The organism is Nonomuraea pusilla, assembly GCF_900109355.1.
Taxonomy (GTDB): domain Bacteria; phylum Actinomycetota; class Actinomycetes; order Streptosporangiales; family Streptosporangiaceae; genus Nonomuraea; species Nonomuraea pusilla.
This window is the reverse complement of the sequence record NZ_FOBF01000004.1, coordinates 361,359-383,169: the sequence shown is the minus strand read 5'-3', so window position 1 is coordinate 383,169 and position 21,811 is coordinate 361,359. Positions and strand designations below refer to the sequence as shown.

Sequence of the window (21,811 nt, the reverse complement as noted above, 5' to 3'; positions counted from 1 at the left end):
CGACCGCCACAGGCCCGGCAAACGCCCGCTTCCGACGTCTTTACCGTTCTCTACGGATGTTCAGACCAAGCGACGCGAACTGCTCGAACGGGCGGTGATAGCCCCGCTCGATGTGGTGCACTCCACGCAAGGTGGACGTTCCGTCGGCCACGGCGGCGGCCAGCACCGCCGAGAAGCCCGCCCTGATGTCGGGCAGCGTCACGTCCGCGCCGCGCAGCTTCGACACGCCGCGCACCACGGCCGAGTGCCGGGCGTTCGTGTCGTGGTAGCGGCAGGCGGGGCCGCCCAGGCACTGGTCGAACACCTCGATCTCGCAGCCCATCCGCTGCAGCGCGGGCACGTACACCAGGCGGTTCTCGAAGACCGTCTCGTGCAGCACCGACATGCCCTGGCTCTGCGTGAACAGCACCATGAGCGGCGTCTGCCAGTCCGTCATGAACCCCGGGTGCGTGTCGGTCTGCACCGCCGCCGAGCGCAGCCCCTCCGGCGGCGCCGTCGCGCACAGGTACTCGTCGTTGATGTCGAACCTGGCGCCCATCCTGGCCAGCGTCGTGATGGCCGTCACCAGGCGGTCCTGCGGGCAGCCGTGCACCCGCACCTCTCCCCCGGTGATCAGCCCCGCCGCCAGGTACGAGAACGCCTCGATGCGGTCGCCCGCCAGCCAGATCGACGCGCCGCGCAGCCGTTCGACGCCCTCGATGACGATCCTGCGGTCGGGCGACAGCTCGATCCTGGCGCCCATGCGCTGCAGGAACAGCGCCAGCTCCACCACCTCGGGCTCCATGGCGGCGTTCTTCAGCACCGTCTTGCCCTCGGCCAGCACCGCCGACATCAGCACCGTCTCCGTGGCGCCCACGCTCGGGTACGGCAGCTCGATCCTGGTGCCGTGGAGCCGCCTGGCCTTGGCGAAGATGCCGGTGTCGCCCACCTCCACCTCGGCGCCCATCGACCGCAGCGCCTCGACGTGGAAGTTCACCGGCCGCCGCCCGATCGGGTCGCCGCCGACCAGCGGGACGAACGCCTCGCCCGTGAGGTGCAGCAGCGGGCCCAGCATGAGGATGGGGATGCGGTTCAGGCCGGTGAACGCGTCGGGCACCCGGGGCGTGATCTCCCTGCCCGGCGCGATGCGGATCTCCTTCCTGCCGATCTCCACCTCGATGCCGAGGGCCTCCAGCATCGCCGCGGTGATGCCCACCTCGCCGACCTCGGGCGCGTTGTGGATGCTGCTCTCACCGCCGCCCAGCATCGCGGCCACCATGTGCTTGGACACGGCGTTCTTGGAGCCGCGCACCTCGACGTCACCCCGGAGCGGGCCCGAGGGTTCGATCAACCACACCTCTTCAGCAATCACGAAGCGAGCCTAACCGGGGGATACCATCGAGCTGATTCGGGCACACATGTGAGGGGGAATGGCGTGGCGAGGGAAGTACGCGCTTTTGCGGTAACTGTCCTCATTCTCGCTGTTCTCGCCGTGCCCGCCGGGCTGCTCTGGTCGTACCTGTCGCCGCGTGCCCCGTACCAGGTGGGCGGGCGGGGGACGATGCTCGCCGACCCCACCACGCAGGCGCTGATCGCCGCCGACGGCTGGTACGCCGTCATCACCGGCGGGCTGGGCCTGGCCTGCGGCGCGGTCGCGTGGGCCGTGGGCCGCAAGGCGATGCTGCCCGTGCTGGTCGGGCTGTGCGGCGGAGGGGTGCTCGCCGCGTTCCTGACGCTGTGGCTCGGATCGACGGTCACGATCGGCGCGGTGACCGTCGAGGCGGCGGCCTCCCCCGGCACGACCGTCGTGCCGGGAGCGCTGAGGCTGACCGCGTCCGGCGTCCTGGTGTGCTGGCCGCTGCTCGCCGTGGGGCTGTTCGGGCTGCTGGAGGGCATGCACGGCTACCGCGAGTCGCCTCTGCGCCACCCCCTGGGCGCCGCCCCGGACTCCCAGCCCCTCCAGGGTCAGTCCCCCGCCCCCGGCGACCGGGACGAGGGGCCCCCGGCCACCAGGTGACGCTGTTGGCGAATTGATCAAAGACTGGCTACGGGGGAATCCGCTCACCCTCCGGGCCGGCATCGGATCCCACCTCGGCTGCGACGCCACGGCTCCGCAGCCGAGTCTTCAGAAACTCCGTCTCCGCCAGCGTCCCGACCAAGCCGGTGTCAGTCAGCTCGTCGGCCAGTTCACGAGCCTGGGGAAGCGACACCTCCCAGACCTCCCGCAGAACCTTCAAGACCGAGACCAGGCTCGGCACTGGACCGACCACACGCAACCGGCTCGGCCCATGTTTCGCCAGCAGGGCACTGCGGACATCCTCCGGCGCCTTGCCCGGGCCTGAGTGCTCGCACCAGCCAGCACCGCAGGACCCACAGGAGACCTCGGCATCCCACCACAGCTGCCCGCAGTCGATGAACTGATTCACCTGGCGGACCAAGGTGCCCCCGCAACCACCACAACGCGATTCGATCTTCGCCGTCTGCCCCGTCATCCCGACACCAACGCTCCTCACGCCGCCACGAGCTGACGGGCCCGGTTGGCAAATACTCGTTCAGGTCACATCGTATAGATCGCTAACTGAGGTCAGAGATTTCATTCAGCTGCAGCCAAGACCATTCGAGACAAAGGCGAAGCGGGCCCGTGATCACCTATGGGATCACGGGCCCGCTTCTTTTGTTGATCTTCTCGAAGGTTGGTCGTTGGTGTCGCTACGCCGAGTCGAGTCCGCGCTGATCCCCAGTGCCACCGCAGAGGTCGCGCGGGCCGCGTTCCCCAAGGGAAGCATGGCGATCAGGATCCGTGACGAGCTGGGAGTGCCGTTCGAAGATGAGGACTTGGCCGAGGCGTTCTCGACTCGCGGGCAGCCTGCCCTGTCGCCGGCGCGGCTCGCGCTGGTGTCGATCTTGCAGTTCACCGAGAATCTGTCCGACCGGAAGGCGGCCGAGGCGGTGCGGGCCCGGATCGACTGGAAATACGCGCTCTGCCTGGAGCTGACCGATCCCGGGTTTGACCACTCGGTACTGTGCGAGTTCCGCCTCCGGCTGATCGACAATCGCATGGAACAGCGGGTTTTCGATGCCGTGCTGGAACGCGCCCGCGAAGCCGGCCTGGTGCGCAGCGGCGGCCGGCAGCGGACCGATTCCACTCATGTTCTAGCCGCCATCCGGTCGATGAACCGGCTGGAGAAGGTGCACGAAACGTTGCGGGCGGCGCTGAACGCGCTGGCCGTGGCGGCCCCCGACTGGCTGGTCACGGTCGCTCAGTCGGACTGGTGGGATCGCTACGACGCCCGCACCGAAGAGTTCCGGACGCCTAGGCAGACGGCGGCCAAGGTCGAACTCGCCAACCAGATCGGAGCGGACGGAATGCGGTTGCTGCTCGCCGTCTATTCCGAGTCAGCCCCGCCGTGGCTCCGGGAGGTCCCTGCCGTGGAGATGCTGCGGCGGATCTGGATTCAGGAGTTCCGCGACGAGGATGGACAGGTCCGGTGGCGCACCTCTCAGGAGCAGCCGGCCTCGTCCGCGCCTGGTCTCCCCCTACGACGAGGACGCGCGTCGGCGTCAAGCGCGATACCCAGTGGGATGGCTTCAAGGTCCACCTCACCGAGACCTGCGATGACGGCGCACCTCATGTGATCACCCACGCGGGATCGCCAAGACCCATCTCCAGCACCTGCTCACCGCCACGGCGATGAACCTGACGGGGATCGACGCGTGGCTGATGGGCGTGCCCCTCGCTCCGACGAGGACCTCACACTTGGCAGCGCTAGCTGCCTAGGCACGAAACCCCGGATTCGCCAACAGCGTCCCAGGAGCCGGGGTCACGCGGGCGAGCGCCCGCCGGCGATGGCCTGAGGCCAGAGAGGCGGGCGGCGCAGGCGGCGGCCGCCCGGGTGAGAGGGGTGGGCGACGCAGGCCGTACCCCCCGGGTCAGAGAGATGGGCGACGCAGGCCGTACCCCAGGTCAGAGAGATGGGCGACGCAGGCCGTGGCCCGTCGCCTGCTCGAACGCGCGGGCCACCCGCAGCACCCTGGCGTCGGCGAACGGCCGCCCCACGATCTGCACCCCCACCGGCAGCCCCGACGCCGTGAACCCGGCCGGCACCGACGCCGCCGGCGCGTGCAGCACGCTGACCCAGTACGCCGAGCGCATCCACGCCAGGTAGTCGGGCATCGGCACGCCGTCGATCTCGGTGACGTACGGCTGCTCCACCGGGAACGGCGGCACCTGGCTGACCGGCGCGATCAGCACGTCGTAGGCGTCGAAGAAATCGGCCATCCGCTGATACAGGCCGCTGCGCAGCCGCTCGGCCCTGGCGAGGTCCGCGCCCGTCACGGCGCGCCCCTGCTCGACGTTCCACCGCGTGTTGGGGCCCAGGCGGTCGAGGTCGCCGAACGACAGCGCGTAGTACCAGGCCCGGTAGATCCGGAACGCGTCCTCGGCGTCGGACAGGTCGAGGTCCACCTGCTCGACCCGGGCGCCCAGCCGCTCGAGCACCTGCGGCGCGGTGGCCGTGACGGCCGCCGTCTCCCTGGACACCGGCAGCCCGCCCAGGTCGGGGCTCCACGCCACGCGCAGGCCCGCCACGCCCTCCTCGGGCTCCGGCGCGAAGGCCTCGGTGATGGAGAACGGGCAGCGCGGGTCGAACCCGGCGATCGCGCCGAGCATGAGCGTGACGTCCTCGACGGTCCGCGCCATCGGCCCCGGCACGGCCAGCGTGTACCAGGCCGCCGTGTCGGACGGGTCGGGCACGCGGCCCGGAGTGGGACGCAGGCCGACCACGTTGCAGAACGACGCCGGGTTGCGCAGCGAGCCGCCCATGTCGGAGCCGTCGGCCAGCGGCACCATGCCCGTGGCCAGCGCCGCCGCCGCGCCGCCGCTGCTGCCCCCGGCCGACCTCGACAGGTCGTACGGGTTGCGCGTCGCCCCGAACACCTCGTTCACGGTGTGCGAGCCGGTGCCGAACTCGGGCGTGTTGGTCTTGCCCACCGTGATCGCCCCGGCCGCCCGCAGCCGCCGCACGATCACGTCGTCGCGCTCGGGGACGTGGTCGGCGAACACCGGCGACCCGTACGTCGTGCGGATGCCGGCGGTGTCGACGAGGTCCTTGTGCGCCACCGGGACGCCGTGCAGCGGCCCCACGGGCGTGCCGCGCGGGACGGCGTCGGCAGCCTCGGCCGCGCGCATCGCCCGTTCCGCGACGAGCGTGACGACGGCGTTCACCGCCGGGTTGGCCTGCTCGATCCTGTCGAGGTGCGCCTGGAGCAGCTCCACGGCGCTCACCTGCCTCGACGCGACCAGCCTGGCCATCTCGGCGGCGGTCAGGTAGTGCAGTTCGCTCACCCTGCGATCCTCCCCCACCCCCGCTGCCCGGACGACGGCGACACCTGCCAGCGCGCGCGTACAAACCTGCCAAAACCCGCGAGCGCGCCCCCACCGGGCGCGCCGAAGCGCGAGGCACGCCTCTCGGAGCCCCACCCGGTGAGGGGGGACCCGACCCCTCGGACGGAGTCAGTCACCTCTCGGAGCAGGACCCCGTGAGGGGGTCAGGCGCCTCTCGGAGCCGGACCCCGTGAGGGGGCCGGGCGCCTCTTGGAGCCCGGCCCGGTGAGGAGGATCCGGACCCTCCCGGCGGGGTCAGGCGCCCAGGCAGGCGGGGCCGAGGAGCTCCTTCAGGTCGCCCATCAGGGCGGGCGACTGGGTGACGCGGTAGCGGTCCTCCACCCGCAGCACGGTGGTCTTCGGGCCGTTGTGGACCTGCAGGTGCACCTCGGACGTGCCCGGGTGGGTCGTGAGGATCTCCTTGAGCCGGCTCACCACGGGCGGCGTGCAGCGGGTCAGCGGCAGGCTGACCAGCAGCGGCCCCCCGGCCTCCTGGGTCAGGTCGGGCGCGGTCACCTCCATCGCGATGATCTTCGCGACGTCCTCGCGCTTGTCGATGCGGCCCTTGACGAAGACGATCGCGTCCTCGGCCAGGATCGTCGAGCACAGCTGGTACGCCGACGGGAAGATCATGACCTCGATCGAGCCCTCAAGGTCCTCCAGCTGGGTGAGGACCCAGGTGTCGCCCTTCTTGGTGACCTTGCGCTGCACGCCGCTGAGGATGCCGCCCACGGTGACGATCTGCCCGTCGGAGCGTGACTCGTCCTGCAGCGCCGCGATCGAGCAGTCGGCACCGGCGGCCAGGATGTGCTCGACGCCGAACAGCGGGTGGTCGGACACGTACAGGCCGAGCATCTCCCGCTCGAACTGCAGCAGCGTGTTCTTGTCCCAGTCGCCCACCGGGATCTGGATGTCGAAGGTCTGGTCCTCGCCGCCCTCGACGGCGCCGAACAGGGAGTCCTGGCCGATGGCCTCGTTCTTCTTGATGTCGATGATCGCGTCGACGGCCTGCTCGTGCACCATCACCAGGCCCTTGCGGACGTGGCCCAGCGAGTCGAACGCCCCCGCCTTGATCAGCGACTCGATCACCCGCTTGTTGCAGACGATCGCGGGCACCTTGCGCAGGAAGTCCTTGAAGTCGGCGAAACGCCCCTTCTGCTTGCGCGCGTTGATGACCCCGTCGACGACGTTGCCGCCGACGTTGCGGATGGCGGACAGGCCGAAGCGGATGTCGCTGCCGCGCGGCGTGAAGTCGAAGTCGGAGTCGTTGACGTCGGGCGGCAGGACCTTGATGCCCATGCGGCGGCACTCGTTGAGGTAGAGGGCCGACTTGTCCTTGTCGTCCTTGACGCTGGTGAGCAGCGCCGCCATGTACTCGGCCGGGTAGTTGGCCTTGAGGTAGGCCGTCCAGTACGAGACCAGGCCGTAGCCGGCGGTGTGGGCCTTGTTGAAGGCGTAGTCGGAGAACGGCAGCAGGATGTCCCACAGGGCCTTGACGGCCGCGTCGGAGAACCCGTTGTCCTTCATGCCCTTCTCGAAGAACTCGAACTGCTTGTCCAGCTCGGACTTCTTCTTCTTGCCCATGGCGCGGCGCAGCAGGTCGGCGCCGCCGAGGGAGTAGTTGGCCACCTTCTGGGCGATGGCCATGACCTGCTCCTGGTAGACGATCAGGCCGTAGGTGGTGGACAGGATGTCCTGGAGCGGCTCCTCCAGCTCGGGGTGGATCGGCGTGATCTCCTGCTGGGCGTTCTTGCGCAGCGCGTAGTTGGTGTGGGAGTTGGCGCCCATCGGGCCCGGCCGGTAGAGGGCGAGGGCCGCGGAGATGTCCTCGAAGTTGTCGGGCTTCATCAGGCGCAGCAGGGTGCGCATGCCGCCGCCGTCGAGCTGGAAGATGCCGAGCGTGTCGCCCCTCGCCAGCAGCTCGTACGTCTTGGTGTCGTCGAGCGGGAGCTCCAGCAGGTCGATGGCGCGCCCGGTGTTCAGCTCGATCATCTTCAGGCAGTCGTCGATGATCGTGAGGTTGCGCAGGCCCAGGAAGTCCATCTTCAGCAGGCCGAGCGTCTCGCAGGTCGGGTAGTCGAACTGCGTGATGATCGCGCCGTCGGAGTCGCGGCGCATGATCGGGATGTAGTCGGTCAGCGGCTCGGCCGACATGATGACGCCGGCGGCGTGGACGCCGGTCTGCCTGATCAGGCCCTCCAGGCCGCGCCCCAAGTCGATCGTCGCCTTGACGTCGACGTCCTCCTCGTACAGCTTGCGCAGCTCGCCGGCCTCGTTGAAGCGCGGGTGGTCCTTGTCGAAGATGCCCGACAGCGGGATGTCCTTGCCCATGACGGCGGGCGGGAACGCCTTCGAGACGCGATCGCCCAGCGCGTACGGGTAGCCCAGGACGCGCCCGGCGTCCTTGATGGCGGCCTTCGCCTTGATGGTGCCGAACGTGGCGATCATGGCGACCTTGTCGGCGCCCCACTTCTCGGTGACGTACCTGATCACGTCGCCGCGCCTGCGCTCGTCGAAGTCGATGTCGATGTCGGGCATCGAGACGCGCTCGGGGTTGAGGAAGCGCTCGAAGATCAGGCCGTGCGGGATCGGGTCGAGGTCGGTGATGCCCAGCGCGTACGCCACCAGCGAACCGGCCGCCGAGCCACGGCCGGGGCCGACGCGGATGCCGTTGTTCTTGGCCCACATGATGAAGTCGGAGACCACGAGGAAGTAGCTGGGGAAGCCCATCTGGAGGATGACGCCCAGCTCGTTCTCGACCCACGTGCGGTGCTCGTCGTCGACCCCGTCGGGGAAGCGGCGCCGCATGCCCTCCCAGACCTGCTGGCGGAAGTACTCCTCCTCGCTCATGCCCTCGGGGATCGGGTAGGTGGGCATGAGGTTCTTGAACTCGAAGAACCCGGAGGGATCGACCTTCTCGGCCACCAGCAGCGTGTTGCGGCACCCCTCGGCCCACAGGTCGGAGGAGTCGACGGCGCGCATCTCGTCGGCCGTCTTGATGTAGTAGCCGCTGCCGTCGAAGCGGAAGCGGTCGGGGTCGGACAGCTGCTTGCCCGTCTGGATGCACAGGAGGGCGTCGTGGGAGGAGGCGTCGGACTCGTAGGTGTAGTGGGAGTCGTTGGTGACCAGCGGCGGGATGCCGAGCTCCTTGCTGATCCTGGTCAGCCCGTCGCGGACGCGGCGCTCGATGTCGAGGCCGTGGTCCATGATCTCCAGGTAGTAGTTGTCCTTGCCGAAGATCTCCTGGAAGCGCGCGGCCGCCGCGAGCGCCTCGTCGTACTGGCCGAGCCGCAGCCGGGTCTGCACCTCGCCGGAGGGGCAGCCGGTTGTGGCCATGAGGCCCTCGGCGTGCTCGGCCAGGATCTCGGCGTCCATGCGGGCCCACTTGCGCACGAACCCCTCGGTGTAGGCGCGCGAGCTGAGCTTCATCAGGTTGTGCAGGCCCGCCTTGTTCCTGGCCCAGATCGTCATGTGGGTGTAGTAGCCACCCGCCGAGACGTCGTCCTTCTTCTGGTGCGGCTCGCCCCACAGCACCGGCTTCTTGTTGTGACGGAGCTCCGGCGCGACGTACGCCTCGATGCCGATGATCGGCTTGATGCCGGCGCCGGTGGCCTGCTTGTAGAAGTCGTACGCGCCGTGCATGTTGCCGTGGTCGGTGATCGCGATCGCCGGCATGCCCAGGTCTCCGACCTGCTTGAACATCTGCTTGAGCCGGGCCGCCCCGTCGAGCATGGAGTATTCGGTGTGCACATGCAGATGGACGAACGAGTCGCTGGACGACATGGAGCGGCGCCTCCCGGTCTGAATGTGTGATGGTGCGCTCCGACTCTAGTGGCCCCGGCCGACATCCCGCGGCAGGGCCGCACGTCCCCTGGACCGGCGCGGCGGCCGCATCACGGTCAACAGCCTCGATATCGTCTTCTTCACGGAAAGTAACGAAGGGGACACTGTGGGCGCGCAGACTGACGAGGGGTACACACACGCGCTGGGCAACCGGCAGGTCCAGATGATCGCCATCGGCGGGGCGATCGGCGTGGGCCTGTTCCTGGGCGCGGGCGGCCGGCTCGCCGCCACCGGTCCCGCGCTGGTCCTGTCGTACGCGATCGCCGGGCTCGCGGCGTTCTTCGTGATGCGGGCGCTCGGCGAGCTGGTGCTCTACCGCCCCACCTCGGGGTCCTTCGTCGAGTACGCGGGCGAGTTCATCGGCCCGTGGGCGGCGTTCGCCAGCGGCTGGATGTACTGGGTCAACTGGGCGTTCACCGGCATCGCGGAGCTGACGGCGATCGGGGCGTACATCCACTACTGGGCGCCGGCGTTCCCCCAGTGGCTGACGGCGCTGCTCGCGCTGGGGTTCGTGCTCGCGGTGAACCTGCTGTCGGTGCGGCTGTTCGGGGAGCTGGAGTTCTGGTTCTCGCTGCTGAAGGTGCTGGCCATCACGACGTTCCTGGTGGTCGCGCTGGTGCTGGTGGTCTTCGGCACGGGCAGCGCGGGCCCGCACAACCTCGTCGCGCACGGCGGCTTCTTCCCCACCGGGTTCCCGATGGTGCTCATGAGCCTGCAGTCGGTGGTCTTCGCGTACGCCGCCATCGAGCTGGTCGGCATCGCGGCCGGCGAGACGGCGAGGCCCGAGCGGGTCATGCCGCGGGCGATCAACGGCGTGGTGTGGCGCATCGCCGTCTTCTACGTGGGCTCGGTGGCGCTGCTCGGCATGGTCCTGCCGTGGACGATGTACCGGGCCGGAGTCTCGCCCTTCGTGACGTTCTTCTCCGGCCTCGGCGTGCCGTGGGCGGCCGACGCCATGAACCTCATCGTCATCACCGCCGCCCTGTCGTCGTGCAACTCCGGCCTGTACGCGACCGGCCGGATCCTGCGCTCGATGGCCATGAAGGGCGAGGCGCCCGGCTTCACCTCGGTGCTCAGCTCGCGGCACGTGCCGATCGGCGGCATCGTGTTCACGGCGCTCATGTTCCTCGGCGGCGTGGTGCTCTTCTACTACCTGCCGGAACGCGCCTTCAACATCGCCACCGCCGGCGCCTCTCTCGGCGTGGTCACCACCTGGGGCGTGCTCGTCTACTCCCAGCTGCAGTTGCGCAGGCGGGGGCACCGCTCGACGTTCCCCATGCCGGGCTCGCCCTTCACCAACTGGCTGACCCTCGGCTTCCTGCTGCTCGTCGTCCTGCTGATGCCGTTCGCCGACCCCGACCAGCGCGTGGCGTTCTACCTGATCCCGGCGCTGGCGGCGGGCATCGCCCTCGGCTGGTGGCTGAACAGGCGCAGGCGCGGGCAGTCCGCCTCGGGTTAGGCTCGACGCCGGACGGATCGGCCACCAGGGGGAGGCTGCGCTGGACGGCGCGGAACCGCACGAGAAGGAACTGCACGAGAAGGAAGTGCACGGGACAGAGCCGCACGCGACGCGGGTGCGCCGGGCAGGGCCGCGGGAAGCGGGCCCCGGCCGGGCGCGGGCGGGCGGGAGGCGGCGGGCGGCCGTCTCGGCGGCACTGGCGGCCGTCCTCGGCGCCGGAGCCGCCGTCGCGGGCGCGCCGCTCGGCGTCTACACCACGCTGGCCTGCTCGGCGCTCGGCGCCGGCTGCCCCGACACGGCCGAGCCGGCGGGCCGCCTGCCGCGCGCCGTCCGCCTGACACCGCTCCAGGTGGCGGTGGCGGGCGCGTACGTGGGGCTGGGCGACTCCTACTCCTCGGGCGAGGGCGTCTACGACGGCGCGCCCCTCCCAGGGGACGACGGCGGCGACGGGGGCCGCTGCCACCGGGCGACCGGGTCGTACGTGCCGCAGGTGGCGGGGGCGTACCGGTTCGGCGGCGGCAGCTCCTTCCTCGCCTGCAGCGGCGCCACCACCGGGCAGCTCCTGTCCGGGCAACACGGCGGCCCTTCGCAGATCAGCAGGGTGAAGCCGGGCACCAGCCTGGTGACGCTCAGCATCGGCGGCAACGACGCCGGGTTCACCCAGGTCCTCACCGGCTGCATCGTCAAGCTGCCGTGGTCGTCGGCCTGCGTCGACCAGGACGCCGACGTCGCCTCCCGCATCGCCGCGCTGCGCCCGAACCTGCTGACGCTGCTGCGCGAGCTGCGCGTGCGGGCGCCGGAGGCGCGGATCATCGTCCTCGGCTACCCCAGGCCCTTCCCCGTCTCGCCCTCGGGGAGGGTCGACAACCTGAGCCCCGCCGACCAGCGCTGGCTGAACGCGGTGACGCGGCGGCTCGACGACGCCGTGGCGGGCGTGGCGCGGGAGTTCGACCGGGCGCTCGCGGCGTTCGGCGCGCCGGGGAGCGTCGAGTACGTCGACGCCTACGAGGCGTTCTCCGGCCACGAGGTGGGCACGGCGGCGCCGTACCTGCACGGGCTGCTGCTCGACATGGAGGAGCCGGCCGTCGACCCGCGCAGCTTCCACCCGACGGCCGACGGCTACCGCCGGTTCGCGGAGCTGGTGACCCGCCAGATCGCGGCCGGTCCTGGCCGCCCGATGAACAACCTCCGCCTCGCCGCCCCCTGACTCCGTGGCCCCGGGAGGCGGGGCGGCCGGGTCACGGGCGGCGGGCGCGGTCCTCGGCGAGGCTGAGCCCGGCCTCGATGACCGCGTTCATGACGGGCGCCAGCCGCTCCTCGCCGAGCTGCGGCGCCCGCCTCGCCATGGCCGCCACCAGGGCGCGCTCGCGCTCCATGTCGCGCCCGGCGAAGCCGCCGACGGGCTTGAGCCGCTGCACGGTGCCCGCCAGCGTGGCGCGCCGCTCCAGCAGGGTGGCCAGGGCGGCGTCCACCCGGTCGATGGCCTGCCTGCACTCGTCGAGCGTCTCGGGCGACTCGGGCCGCAGCAGCGCGCCGACGAGCGTGGCCGCCTCCTGCGCCGCCCGCAGGTCGGCCGCGTGCTCCTGCTCGGCGCCGGCGTCGCCGGACGGTCCGGACACGATCAGGCCGTCGGCGCCCGCCGCGACAGCCGCGGCGGCCAGGCCGGCGTGCCCGGTGACGTCGGCGAGCACCGGACGCCCCGACGCGGCGCGGGCGGCCCGCATCAGCCCGAGGTCCGGCCGCCCGCCCTCGCACAGGATCACCTGCCCGCCGTTCTCGGCCGCGCAGTAGTCGGCGAGCCCCACCCACTCCTCGACGGAGGCGGAGGGGCGCCGCTCCACGACGACCGGCAGCCCCAGCCCGGCCGCCGCCCGCACCAGCGGGATGTCGCGCGTCCACGACGCGCCCACGACGACCGCGGCGGCGTGCGCCGCGATCGCGGGCAGGTCGGCGGCCGAGTGCGGCTCGGCCAGCAGCACCCCCTCGCGCAGGATCTCCGACGCGTCGGCCTGCCCGTGGTGGTCGCGCAGGCTCACCCGCTCACCGATCACCACCACGGGGCCCGCGCCCACGCGCAGGCCGCCCACCGTCACCACATGTCGTTCCAAGGTCGATGACATCTCGGCTCCCCGTCCGGGCCGGCCCTTCCTGGAGCCGGCGAGAAAACCAAAAAGGCAGAGACGGGTGTCTCTGCCTCGTGCCGACTCCAGGTGGTCGCTACCGTACGACCGGCCCTCCCGGAGCCGGCTCGGTAAACGCGTAGCGACAGGTCATGATGAAACTGTACACCCGCCTCTCCACCTGCTGGACGCCCCTTCTCACATGACGGACTGTCCTTCCGGCGAGTCGCCGTTGATCCTTCGCTATGGGAGTATTTCTTGGCCTAGAGGAGGGGTTTGAGGCCGTTGATGTCGGATCGCAAGCGGGACGGACGCCGCATCGCCGGCCGCTACGAGCTGCTGGAACCGATCGGCAAGGGCGGCATGGGCATCGTCTGGCGGGCCCACGACGAACTGCTCGACCGCACGGTGGCGGTCAAGGAGGTCAGGTACGCCGCCGCGCTGGGTGACGAGGTGCAGCTGCTGAACAGGCGCACGATGCGCGAGGCGCGGGCGGCGGCCAGGTTCGAGCATCCCAACGTGATCGTCGTGCACGACGTGATCGAGGAGGACGGCCGGCCCTGGATCGTCATGCAGCTCGTGCAGTCCCGTTCACTCGGCGCCGTGATCAAGCAGGACGGCCCGCTGCCGCCCAAGCGGGTCGCCGAGATCGGCCTGGCCGTGCTCGACGCGCTGCACCGGGCGCACGAGGCGGGTGTGATGCACCGCGACGTCAAGCCGGAGAACGTCCTGCTCGCCGACGACGGCCGGGTCGTGCTCACCGACTTCGGCATCGCCACGCTGGAGACGGAGACGCAGCTCACCGTCACCGGCCTGGCGGGCACCCCGGCGTTCATCGCGCCCGAGCGGCTCAAGGGGCTGCCCGCGCGGCGCGAGTCCGACCTGTGGTCGCTGGGCGCCACCCTGTACACCGCGGTCGAGGGCCGCTCCCCGCACGAGCGCGGCATGGCGCTGGCGACCATGCACGCGGTGCTGACCGACGAGCCCGACCCGGCGCCGCACGCCGGCCCGCTGGCCGACGTCATCAAGGGCCTGCTGGTGAAGGAGCCGGTGCAGCGCCTGACGTACGAGGAGACCGAGACCCTGCTGCGCAGGGCCATCGCCGAGTCCACGCCGGCGCCGGCCGCCGCGCCCGCCGTGCGGCTGGGCGCGCCGCCCGCCGACGACGACATGCCGACCGACCCCGGCCTCGTCCCGGCGCAGGCCCCCGCGCCCCTGCCCGAGACCGGCGCCAGGCTCACCCCCAACCCCACCCCCGTCCCCACCAGGGAGCAGAAGGCCCAGGTCACCTCCGACACCGCCGGCATGCCCGAGCGGCGCAGGACGGGGCCGATCGTCGCCGCCGCCGTGGCCGTCGTGCTCGTGGCCGGCGTGGGCGGCTACCTCGGCCTGCGCTCGGTGCCCGGCACGCGGGCCGGGAAGACGGCCGGGGGGACGGTCGAGGTCACGGTGACCGCCACCCCGCCGCCCGCGTCCACGCCCGCCGCGTCGCCGTCCGGTTCCGGGTCGCCGTCGGGGTCGCCGTCGTCCTCGCCGTCGCCGGACGACACGGCCGACGCCCTGCCCAAGGGGTGGAAGACGGTCAAGGACAAGAAGCTCGGGTTCTCGATCGGGCTGCCGCCGGAGTGGCGCGAGTACACCCGGCAGGGCAACCAGGTCGTCTTCAAGGGCCCGGGGGCCGCCTCGAACGCGTTCCTCATGATCGAGCGGGCGGAGAACCCGGGCAAGGACCCGTACAAGGACTGGAAGAAGCAGGAGAAGTCGTCGAAGTACCGGTTCGGCGGGTACCGCCTGCTCGGCATTCACAAGGTGGACTTCCAGAAGGCCGCCGCCGACTGGGACTTCATCTGGAACACCAACACCGGCGAGACGCGCGTGCGCAACCGGGGCTTCCTGACCGAGGGCGGCCGGGGCTACGCGATCTACTGGCACAACCTCAACAGCAGGTGGAAGAAGGACTACCACTTCTTCGAGACGTTCTGCGCGACCTTCAAGAGCTCGAAGTAGGCTTCCCCCAGTGGAACGGCAGGTCAGCAACCGGTACCGCCTCCTCGAGCCCATCGGCGAGGGCGGCATGGGCGTGGTCTGGCGTGCCTACGACGAGCTGCTCGACCGCACGGTGGCGATCAAGGAGGTCCGCTACACCGGCGTCGGCGAGGCCAAGCGGGCCGAGCTGAACGGCCGCACGATCAGGGAGGCCAGGGCCGCGGGCCGGCTCGACCACCCGTCGGTGGTCGTCATCCACGACGTGGTCGAGGAGGACGGCCGCCCCTGGATCGTCATGCAGCTCGTCCGCTCCCGCTCGCTGGCGCAGGTGATCCGCGAACGCGGGCCGCTGCCCGTCGCGCAGGCCGCGGCGATCGGCGCCAGGGTGCTCGACGCGCTGCGCGCCGCGCACGCCACCGGGGTGCTGCACCGCGACGTCAAGCCGGAGAACGTCCTGCTGGCCGACGACGGCCGGGTCGTGCTCACCGACTTCGGCATCGCCTCGCTGGAGGCCGAGGCGGGGCTGACCGCCACGGGCGGGCTGGTGGGCACGCCCGCGTACATGCCGCCAGAACGGCTGAACGGCGAGCCGGCCAGGCCGGAGTCCGACCTGTGGGCGCTCGGCGCCACCCTGTACGCGGCCGTGGAGGGCCGCGCGCCGTTCAGCCGCGACTCGTGGGCGGCCACGGTGGCGGCGGTGCTGCGCGACGAGCCGGAGCCGCCGGTGCGCGCGGGCGCCCTGCAGCCGGTGATCATGGGCCTGCTGCGCAGGGACCCGGCCGCCCGGATGCCGGCCGACGAGGCCGCCCACCTGCTCCACCTGGCCGCGAGCGGGCAGCACAGCACGGTTCCCGTGCCCCCGCAGCCCCGTCCGGGCGGGAGGTCACGCGCCCGGTGGGTGGCCGTGCCGCTGGCGCTCGCCGCGGCGGCCGCGCTGGTCACGGGCGGCGTGCTGCTGGCCCCCAGCCTCGGCGACGCGGGCGGTGACGGCCCGGGCGCCACCGGCGCGAACCCTCCGGCCTCGTCCCACGGCGGCGCCCCCACCGCGACCGCGACCGGGGCGGCGTCCCCCACCGCGAGCGCGTCCCCCACCCGCACCTCCCAGACCGGGCAGGCGCTGCCGGCCGGGTGGCGGTCGTTCACCAGCGCGGCGGGCCGCTTCACCGTCGGCCTGCCCGGCGGGTGGGTGGCCGAGAAGACCGCCGACAGGGACAGCATCTCGTTCAAGGGCCCCGGCACGCCCGGCAGGCTGATGGTCGAGTGGACGGTGCCCGACATCCCGTGGGACGACCCCCTGCAGCACTGGCTCGGCCTGGAGAGGGAGATCAAGGCCAAGGGCGAGTTCAGCGGCTACACCCGGCTCGGCATCCGGTCCACCGGGTATCGTGGCATGCGGGCCGCCGACTGGGAGTTCACCAGGAGGACGCCCGCGGGGCGGCTGATCCACGTCGTCAACCGCGGCTTCCACACCGCCGACGGCCGCCCCTACGCGCTGTACTGGGAGACCCTCGACGCGCGCTGGGACCAGGACAAGCACTACTTCGAGTCGTTCGCGAGGACCTTCAGGCCGTTGTGAGAGAGCAGGCGCGTTTCTGGCGGCACCCGGCGGTGCCGGACGTCGACCTGCTCAAGGCCAGGTACGTCACGCACCGTTTCTCCCGGCACGCCCACGAGGGCTACGCGATCGGCGTGATCGTGGGCGGGGTCGAGGAGTTCGACCACCGCGGCACCCTGCTGCGGGCAGGCGCGGGCGAGGTCGTGCTGGTCAACCCCGAGACGATGCACACCGGTCACGCGGGCACGCCCGACGGGTGGGCGTACCGCATGCTGTACCCGTCGGTGGCGACGCTCTCGGAGGTCGCGGCCGAGCTGGGCCTGCCGCGGGCCACCCCGTCCTTCCCCGAGCAGGTGGTGACCGACCGGGCCGTGGCGGCGCTGATCTCCCGGGCGCACCAGGCGGCCGAGCGGGGCGACGCGCTGGCGGCGTCCACGCTGACGAGGGAGCTGTTCGCCGGGCTGCTGACCCGCCACGCCCGGCCGGGCGGCGCGGCGCACCGGCAGGGCGCGGCCGGCGGCCGGGCGGTGCGCCAGGCGGTGGCCCTGCTGCACGAGAACCTGGTCGATCCGCCGCCGCTGGACGAGCTGGCGGCGCGGGTGGGGGTGAGCCCGTTCTCGCTGCTGCGGGCGTTCAAGGCGGCGACGGGGCTGCCCCCGCACGCCTACCTGGTCTCGGTGCGGGTCGGCCGGGCGCGGCGGCTGCTGCGGGCGGGGGTGCGTCCCGCGCTGGTGGCGGCCGAGGTGGGCTTCACCGACCAGGCGCACCTCACCCGGCACTTCAAGCGGGTGGTGGGGGTGCCGCCCGCGGCGTACCAGCGGGCCGCAGGAACGTACAAGACCGGCGACTCCCTCGGCCTCTAGCCTCCGAGCATGGAACAGACGACTCACCGTTCCGCCGCCGTACGGGACGGCCTGGGAGTGGGGGTGGCGGTAGGGCTGTCCGGCGTGGCGTTCGGCGCGGCGGCCGTCACGGCGGGCCTGGACGTGGCGCAGGCGTGCGTGCTGAGCCTGCTGACGTTCACCGGCGCCTCACAGTTCGCCCTGGCGGGAGCGGTCGGCGCGGGCGGCGACCTGGTGGCCGCCGCCGCGGGCGCGCTGCTGCTCGGCGGCCGCAACACGCTGTACGGCCTGCGCCTGGCCGGCCTGCTCCGGCCGCGCGGCCCCCGCCGCCTGCTGTACGCCCAGGGCGTGATCGACGAGACGACCGCCGTCACCCTGGCCCAGCCGACCGAGCAGGCCGCCCGCACCGCCTTCACCGTCACGTTCGCCAGCCTGTACGTCACCTGGAACCTCACCACGCTGGCGGGCGCCGTCGGCACGTCCTTCCTCGGCGACCCCGGCGTGCTCGGCCTCGACGTGGTGGGCCCCGCCACGTTCCTGGCCATCCTGTGGCCGCGTCTGGCGGCCAGCGCCCGGCTGCGGACGCTGGCCGCCGCCGCGGCCGCGGTCGCGCTGGCCGCCACGCCGTTCTTCCCGCCCGGCGTCCCCGTGCTGCTGTCGGCCGTGGCCGTGCTGCTGGTGGTGATCCGATGACGGTGTGGTGGGCGGTCGCCGCCGTCTGCGCCGGCTGTTACGCGCTCAAGCTGGCCGGGCTGTCGGCGCCGCAGCGGGTGCTCGACCACCCGGCGGTGCGCAGGTTCGCCGAGCTGGTGCCGGTGGCGCTGCTGGCGGCGCTGATCGCCGTCCAGATGTTCAGCGAGCGCGGCGCGCTCGCCTTCGACGCGCCCAGGACGGCCGGCCTGGCGGCGGCCGTGGTGGCGCTGCTGCTGCGCGCGCCGTTCCTCGCGGTCCTGGCGTCCGCGGCGGTCGTCACCGCGCTTGTCAGGGTCCTTCTCGGGTAGTCCGCGATGCATGTCCGATTCTGCGGGAGTGATTGGCGGACGTTACCGGCTCATCAGGACCATCGGCCAGGGCGGCATGGGCACCGTGTGGCAGGCGCACGACGAGGTGCTGGGCCGGGACGTGGCCGTGAAGGAGGTGCTGCCGCCGCCCGACCTGAGCGGGCCCGAGCGTGACGGGTTCGCCCTGCGGACCCTGCGCGAGGCCAGGGCCGCGGGACGGGTCGCGCACCCCGGCGTGGCCGCCGTCTACGACGTGCTGGAGGAGCGCGGGCACCCGTGGATCGTCATGCAGCTCGTCCCCTCGCGGACGCTGGGCGAGCTGATCCGCCAGGAGGGGCCGTTGCCGCCGCGGCAGGTCGCCGCGATCGGGCTGCAACTGCTGGAGGCGCTGCGCGCCGCGCACGCGGCGGGCGTCCTGCACCGCGACGTCAAACCCGACAACGTGCTGCTCGCCGACGACGGCAGGGCGGTGCTGACGGACTTCGGCATCGCCACCACCGAGGACGAGGCGCCGGTCACCAGGACCGGCGTCCTCGTCGGCACCCCCGCGTTCATGGCGCCGGAACGGGCGGCGGGGGGCCGCGCCGCCCCCGCCTCCGACCTGTGGTCGCTGGGCGTCACCCTCTACACCGCCGTCGAGGGGCACTCCCCCTTCCACCGCGACAACGCGCTGGCCACGCTGGGTGCCGTCCTGCACGCCGAGCCCGACCCGCTGTGCCGCGCCGGGATGCTCGCGCCGGTGCTGCTGGGCCTGCTGCGCAAGAACCCCGCGGACCGCATGTCGCTGGAGGAGGCCGAGGGGCGCCTGGCCGCGATCCTGGACGGCGACGTGGTCGAGCCGACCGGCCCGGTGCCCGTCGCCGAGTTCGCGTCGCCGCAGGAGCGGGACGGCCCGGCACCGGTGCAGGCGCCCGTGCGGCCGGGGCGGCGCCGGCTGCCGCTCGCCGCGGCCGCCGGGGGGACGCTGCTCGTGGCCGTCGTCACCGGCGGCGCCGCCTGGTGGTCGAGCCGCCCGCCAGACGCCGCCCGCCTCACCCCGTCGTCCGTGCCCACCACGGTGGTCGTGACCAGCACCCCGAGTGCCACCGCCACGCCCTCCGCCACGCGGGGCCGCACCCCGGCCGCCGAGGGGGGCCGCCAGGACACCGCCCCACCGGTACGCGAGCTCGTGCCGGGTCCGGGCCGCCGCGGCGACCCCACGCCCGCCCGCACCCGCGCCTCCCGCGGCCCGTCCAGGTCCGCCGACCCCACCCCCACCCGATCGAGGCAGCGGGACGACGTCCCCTCGCAGGAGCCGGGAGAGGTCGAGCCGTCAGGCGGCGAGCAGGACGGCGAAGGCGAGCGGGGCGACGGGAGGGACGAGGCGCCCAAGAACGCCAAGGACGCCGTCAAGCCCGGCAAGGCCGGCGAGAACGGGCGGAAAGGCTGACCAGGCCGTCGATCAGGACTCGGCGCGCACGATGTCGAGCGCCTTCTGCAGGTCCTGCGGGTAGTCGGTGCTGAACGACATCCACTCCCCGGTCGAGGGGTGCTCGAAGCCGAGCGACACCGCGTGCAGCCACTGCCGCGTGACTCCCAGCCGCGCCGCCAGCGTCGGGTCGGCGCCGTAGAGCATGTCGCCCACGCACGGATGCCGCAGCGCCGACATGTGCACCCGGATCTGGTGCGTACGGCCCGTCTCCAGCTTGATGTCGAGCAGCGACGCCGCCCTGAACGCCTCGATCGTGTCGTAGTGGGTGACCGACGGCTTGCCGCCCGCGACCACGGCGAACCTGCCGTCGCCCGACGGGTGCCTGTCGATGGGGGCGTCGACCGTGCCCCTGAACGGGTCGGGGTGCCCCTGCACCAGCGCGTGGTAGCGCTTGTCGACCGTGCGTTCCTTGAAGGCGCGCTTCAGCCACGAGTACGCGTGCTCGCTCTTGGCCACCACCATCGCGCCCGTGGTGTTGGCGTCGAGCCGGTGCACGATGCCCTGCCGCTCGGCCGCGCCGCTGGTGGCGATCGTGTGGCCGGCGCCGAGCAGGCCGCCGATGACGGTGGGGCCGGTCCAGCCGACGGTCGGGTGCGCGGCGACGCCGATCGGCTTGTTGACGACCACGATGTCGTCGTCCTCGTAGACGATCGTCATGCCCGGCACCGGCTCGGCCACCGGCATGGGCGTGCTGACGGGGGGCGGCAGCGTGACGTCCAGCCACGCGCCCGCGTGCACCCGGTCGGACTTCGCCGGCTGCCTGCCGTCGACCAGCACCTCGCCGGCGCCGATCAGCTCGGCCGCGCGCGTGCGCGAGAACCCGAACAGGCGCGACAGCGCGGCGTCGAGCCGCTCGCCCTCCAGCCCGTCGGGCACCGGGAGACTGCGCTGCTCACTCACCCTTGTCCCCCCCTTCACGAGAGTCCTCGCCGGTGTCGCGCGTGCCGTCGATCTGCACGTTCCGCCAGGCCAGCAGCACCGCCAGGATGCCGCCGCAGACGATCGCCGAGTCGGCGACGTTGAACACCGGGAAGTAGTCGATGACGGGGAAGTGGCCGGGCAGCACCTCGATGAAGTCGACGACGTGCCCCTGCAGCTGGGTGGGGCGCCCGAAGCCCGACGGGTAGCGCAGCAGCCTGTCGGTGAGGTTGCCGAGCGCCCCGCCGAGGAGCAGGCCGAGCGTCAGCGCCCACGGCAGGCTGCGCAGCTTGCGCGCGGTGCGAACGATGGCCACGACGACGCCCGCCGCGATCAGCGTGAAGACGAAGGTCATTCCGGTGCCGATGCTGAACGCGGCACCGGAATTGAAGATCACCCGGAACTGCAGCACGTCCGGGATCACGACCAGCGGCGCCTTCCCCTCGAGCGTGCGCAGCACCACCGTCTTGGAGACGGCGTCGGCGGCGTAGACGACGACCGCCAGCGCCACGAGGATCGCGACGAGACGACCGCGCGCCGCTACCTGCGCTCCTCCTTCTGCTTGCAGGCCACGCACAGCGTCGCCCTCGGGAACGCCTGGAGACGTTCCTTGCCGATCGGCTTGTGGCACGATTCGCACACTCCATAGGTCCCTGCGTCGATCCTGGCGATCGCACGTTCGTTCTGCGCGACCAGATCGCGCGCATTCAGGGTAAGGGCGATCTCGCGTTCGCGCTCGTACGTCTTGGCTCCGGCGTCCGCCTGGTCGTCGCCGGCCCCCTGGGTGACGTCTCCAGAGGCTATCTCCGTCTCGTGGCGGAGGATGTCCGCGTTGAGCTCGTCGATCTCGCTCTGCAGCTTCCCGCGTACCTCGGCCAGCTCCTCTTCCGACCACATCGACGGTGTAGCGGTCTGCGTGACTGCCGCCATGGCTGCCTCCATGCTGATCAAGGCCGGTGAATGGTGCGGGCAGCTTAGGATCCCGATAACGGAACGGCAAACGACCCGCCGGACGGTTTACCTCCCCCGTACTATCCCGCCCCGCGCATTCAACTCCTCGGGATCGCCCACCATTCCCACATCTTTGTGTCCGGGCGGGGGCCATGACCTCCCGCCGGGAGGAAACGTGGAAGCCTTCGGCCGCGCTCTGCGTTATGGTTTGAACCTGCAAGGCGTTGATGGGGCCCCGACTGTGAGGGATATCACCCCGGAGCCGCCGGAAGAACGGCTCATCCGAGCTCACTAGAACCGGCA

Annotated in this window: 18 protein-coding genes; 10 read left to right on the top strand and 8 right to left on the bottom strand. The window is 71.9% G+C overall.

What is annotated here, in order from left to right:
- Nucleotides 1-40 precede the first annotated feature (40 nt).
- Nucleotides 41-1,351, bottom strand: a complete 1,311-nt coding sequence (murA, locus tag BMX74_RS10740) for a UDP-N-acetylglucosamine 1-carboxyvinyltransferase (RefSeq protein ID WP_236714688.1) — start codon at nucleotides 1,349-1,351, stop codon at nucleotides 41-43.
- A 120-nt stretch (nucleotides 1,352-1,471) separates the two neighbouring features.
- Between murA and BMX74_RS10735 the strand changes: the two genes are divergently transcribed.
- Entirely contained in the window at nucleotides 1,472-1,996 is a 525-nt protein-coding gene (locus tag BMX74_RS10735; protein ID WP_177227304.1) for a hypothetical protein, read from the top strand.
- A 28-nt stretch (nucleotides 1,997-2,024) separates the two neighbouring features.
- Here BMX74_RS10735 and BMX74_RS10730 read toward each other — a convergent pair whose 3' ends face one another.
- Nucleotides 2,025-2,471 carry a hypothetical protein gene (locus BMX74_RS10730; protein ID WP_063792002.1) on the bottom strand — a complete coding sequence of 149 codons (447 nt, stop codon included), beginning with the start codon at nucleotides 2,469-2,471 and terminating at the stop codon, nucleotides 2,025-2,027.
- Between BMX74_RS10730 and BMX74_RS10725 the strand changes: the two genes are divergently transcribed.
- Nucleotides 2,419-3,615, top strand: coding sequence for a transposase (locus tag BMX74_RS10725; RefSeq protein ID WP_475717159.1), 1,197 nt, complete (start codon nucleotides 2,419-2,421; stop codon nucleotides 3,613-3,615). The genes BMX74_RS10730 and BMX74_RS10725 overlap by 53 nt on opposite strands.
- Nucleotides 3,616-3,943: 328 nt before the next feature.
- On the opposite strand, the gene BMX74_RS10720 is transcribed toward BMX74_RS10725, so the two are convergent.
- Both BMX74_RS10720 and dnaE read right to left on the bottom strand, forming a co-directional pair.
- Nucleotides 3,944-5,323, bottom strand: a complete 1,380-nt coding sequence (locus tag BMX74_RS10720; RefSeq protein ID WP_091099939.1) for an amidase — start codon at nucleotides 5,321-5,323, stop codon at nucleotides 3,944-3,946.
- Between the two features lie 294 nt (nucleotides 5,324-5,617).
- Nucleotides 5,618-9,145, bottom strand: a complete 3,528-nt coding sequence (gene dnaE / locus BMX74_RS10715; protein ID WP_055503056.1) for a DNA polymerase III subunit alpha — start codon at nucleotides 9,143-9,145, stop codon at nucleotides 5,618-5,620.
- A gap of 166 nt (nucleotides 9,146-9,311) precedes the next feature.
- Between dnaE and BMX74_RS10710 the strand changes: the two genes are divergently transcribed.
- Nucleotides 9,312-10,664 (top strand): amino acid permease, encoded by a 1,353-nt coding sequence (locus BMX74_RS10710; protein WP_218153932.1) that lies wholly within the window; start codon nucleotides 9,312-9,314, stop codon nucleotides 10,662-10,664.
- 85 nt (nucleotides 10,665-10,749) lie between these two features.
- Complete coding sequence (locus tag BMX74_RS10705; protein WP_177227303.1) at nucleotides 10,750-11,871, top strand: SGNH/GDSL hydrolase family protein; 1,122 nt, start codon at nucleotides 10,750-10,752, stop codon at nucleotides 11,869-11,871.
- A 31-nt stretch (nucleotides 11,872-11,902) separates the two neighbouring features.
- Here BMX74_RS10705 and BMX74_RS45490 read toward each other — a convergent pair whose 3' ends face one another.
- The gene (locus tag BMX74_RS45490; RefSeq protein WP_055504034.1) at nucleotides 11,903-12,193 is read right to left on the bottom strand and encodes a chorismate mutase; all 291 of its coding nucleotides are present in this window, start codon (nucleotides 12,191-12,193) and stop codon (nucleotides 11,903-11,905) included.
- A gap of 879 nt (nucleotides 12,194-13,072) precedes the next feature.
- On the opposite strand from BMX74_RS45490, the gene BMX74_RS10695 reads away from it, so the two are divergent.
- From BMX74_RS10695 to BMX74_RS44915, 6 genes are read left to right on the top strand one after another with little or no spacing between them, the layout of a single operon-like run.
- Nucleotides 13,073-14,791, top strand: a complete 1,719-nt coding sequence (locus tag BMX74_RS10695) for a serine/threonine-protein kinase (RefSeq protein WP_091099934.1) — start codon at nucleotides 13,073-13,075, stop codon at nucleotides 14,789-14,791.
- Between the two features lie 10 nt (nucleotides 14,792-14,801).
- Nucleotides 14,802-16,346: a serine/threonine-protein kinase gene (locus BMX74_RS10690; protein ID WP_091099932.1), complete on the top strand. Its 1,545-nt coding sequence runs from the start codon at nucleotides 14,802-14,804 to the stop codon at nucleotides 16,344-16,346.
- A complete protein-coding gene (locus tag BMX74_RS10685; RefSeq protein ID WP_256256866.1) occupies nucleotides 16,343-17,188 on the top strand; it encodes an AraC family transcriptional regulator in 846 nt (281 codons plus the stop codon). Before BMX74_RS10690 ends, BMX74_RS10685 begins: the two co-directional genes overlap by 4 nt.
- A 9-nt stretch (nucleotides 17,189-17,197) precedes the next feature.
- On the top strand, nucleotides 17,198-17,860 hold the full coding sequence (locus tag BMX74_RS10680; RefSeq protein ID WP_055503062.1) for an AzlC family ABC transporter permease: 663 nt from the start codon (nucleotides 17,198-17,200) through the stop codon (nucleotides 17,858-17,860).
- On the top strand, nucleotides 17,857-18,168 hold the full coding sequence (locus tag BMX74_RS10675) for an AzlD domain-containing protein (protein ID WP_055503063.1): 312 nt from the start codon (nucleotides 17,857-17,859) through the stop codon (nucleotides 18,166-18,168). Before BMX74_RS10680 ends, BMX74_RS10675 begins: the two co-directional genes overlap by 4 nt.
- A 28-nt stretch (nucleotides 18,169-18,196) precedes the next feature.
- Nucleotides 18,197-19,597 (top strand): serine/threonine-protein kinase, encoded by a 1,401-nt coding sequence (locus BMX74_RS44915; protein WP_256256865.1) that lies wholly within the window; start codon nucleotides 18,197-18,199, stop codon nucleotides 19,595-19,597.
- Nucleotides 19,598-19,609: 12 nt separating this feature from the next.
- On the opposite strand, the gene BMX74_RS10665 is transcribed toward BMX74_RS44915, so the two are convergent.
- The 3 genes from BMX74_RS10665 to BMX74_RS10655 are packed head-to-tail and all read right to left on the bottom strand — an operon-like array spanning nucleotide 19,610 to nucleotide 21,487.
- Nucleotides 19,610-20,539: an RluA family pseudouridine synthase gene (locus tag BMX74_RS10665; RefSeq protein WP_055503065.1), complete on the bottom strand. Its 930-nt coding sequence runs from the start codon at nucleotides 20,537-20,539 to the stop codon at nucleotides 19,610-19,612.
- Entirely contained in the window at nucleotides 20,532-21,134 is a 603-nt protein-coding gene (lspA, locus tag BMX74_RS10660) for a signal peptidase II (RefSeq protein ID WP_420538122.1), read from the bottom strand. The genes BMX74_RS10665 and lspA overlap by 8 nt, the downstream gene beginning before the upstream one ends.
- Nucleotides 21,098-21,487 (bottom strand): TraR/DksA family transcriptional regulator, encoded by a 390-nt coding sequence (locus BMX74_RS10655; RefSeq protein ID WP_176573338.1) that lies wholly within the window; start codon nucleotides 21,485-21,487, stop codon nucleotides 21,098-21,100. The genes lspA and BMX74_RS10655 overlap by 37 nt, the downstream gene beginning before the upstream one ends.
- Nucleotides 21,488-21,811: the final 324 nt, after the last annotated feature.

Bases quoted from the DNA above. Each gene is read 5' to 3' on its own strand.
- BMX74_RS10655 (WP_176573338.1), bottom strand. From the start codon at position 21,487: ATGGCGGCAGTCACGCAGACCGCTACACCGTCGATGTGGTCGGAAGAG.
- BMX74_RS10680 (WP_055503062.1), top strand. From the start codon at position 17,198: ATGGAACAGACGACTCACCGTTCCGCCGCCGTACGGGACGGCCTGGGA.
- dnaE (WP_055503056.1), bottom strand. From the start codon at position 9,145: ATGTCGTCCAGCGACTCGTTCGTCCATCTGCATGTGCACACCGAATAC.
- BMX74_RS10695 (WP_091099934.1), top strand. From the start codon at position 13,073: ATGTCGGATCGCAAGCGGGACGGACGCCGCATCGCCGGCCGCTACGAG.
- BMX74_RS10675 (WP_055503063.1), top strand. From the start codon at position 17,857: ATGACGGTGTGGTGGGCGGTCGCCGCCGTCTGCGCCGGCTGTTACGCG.
- BMX74_RS10730 (WP_063792002.1), bottom strand. From the start codon at position 2,471: ATGACGGGGCAGACGGCGAAGATCGAATCGCGTTGTGGTGGTTGCGGG.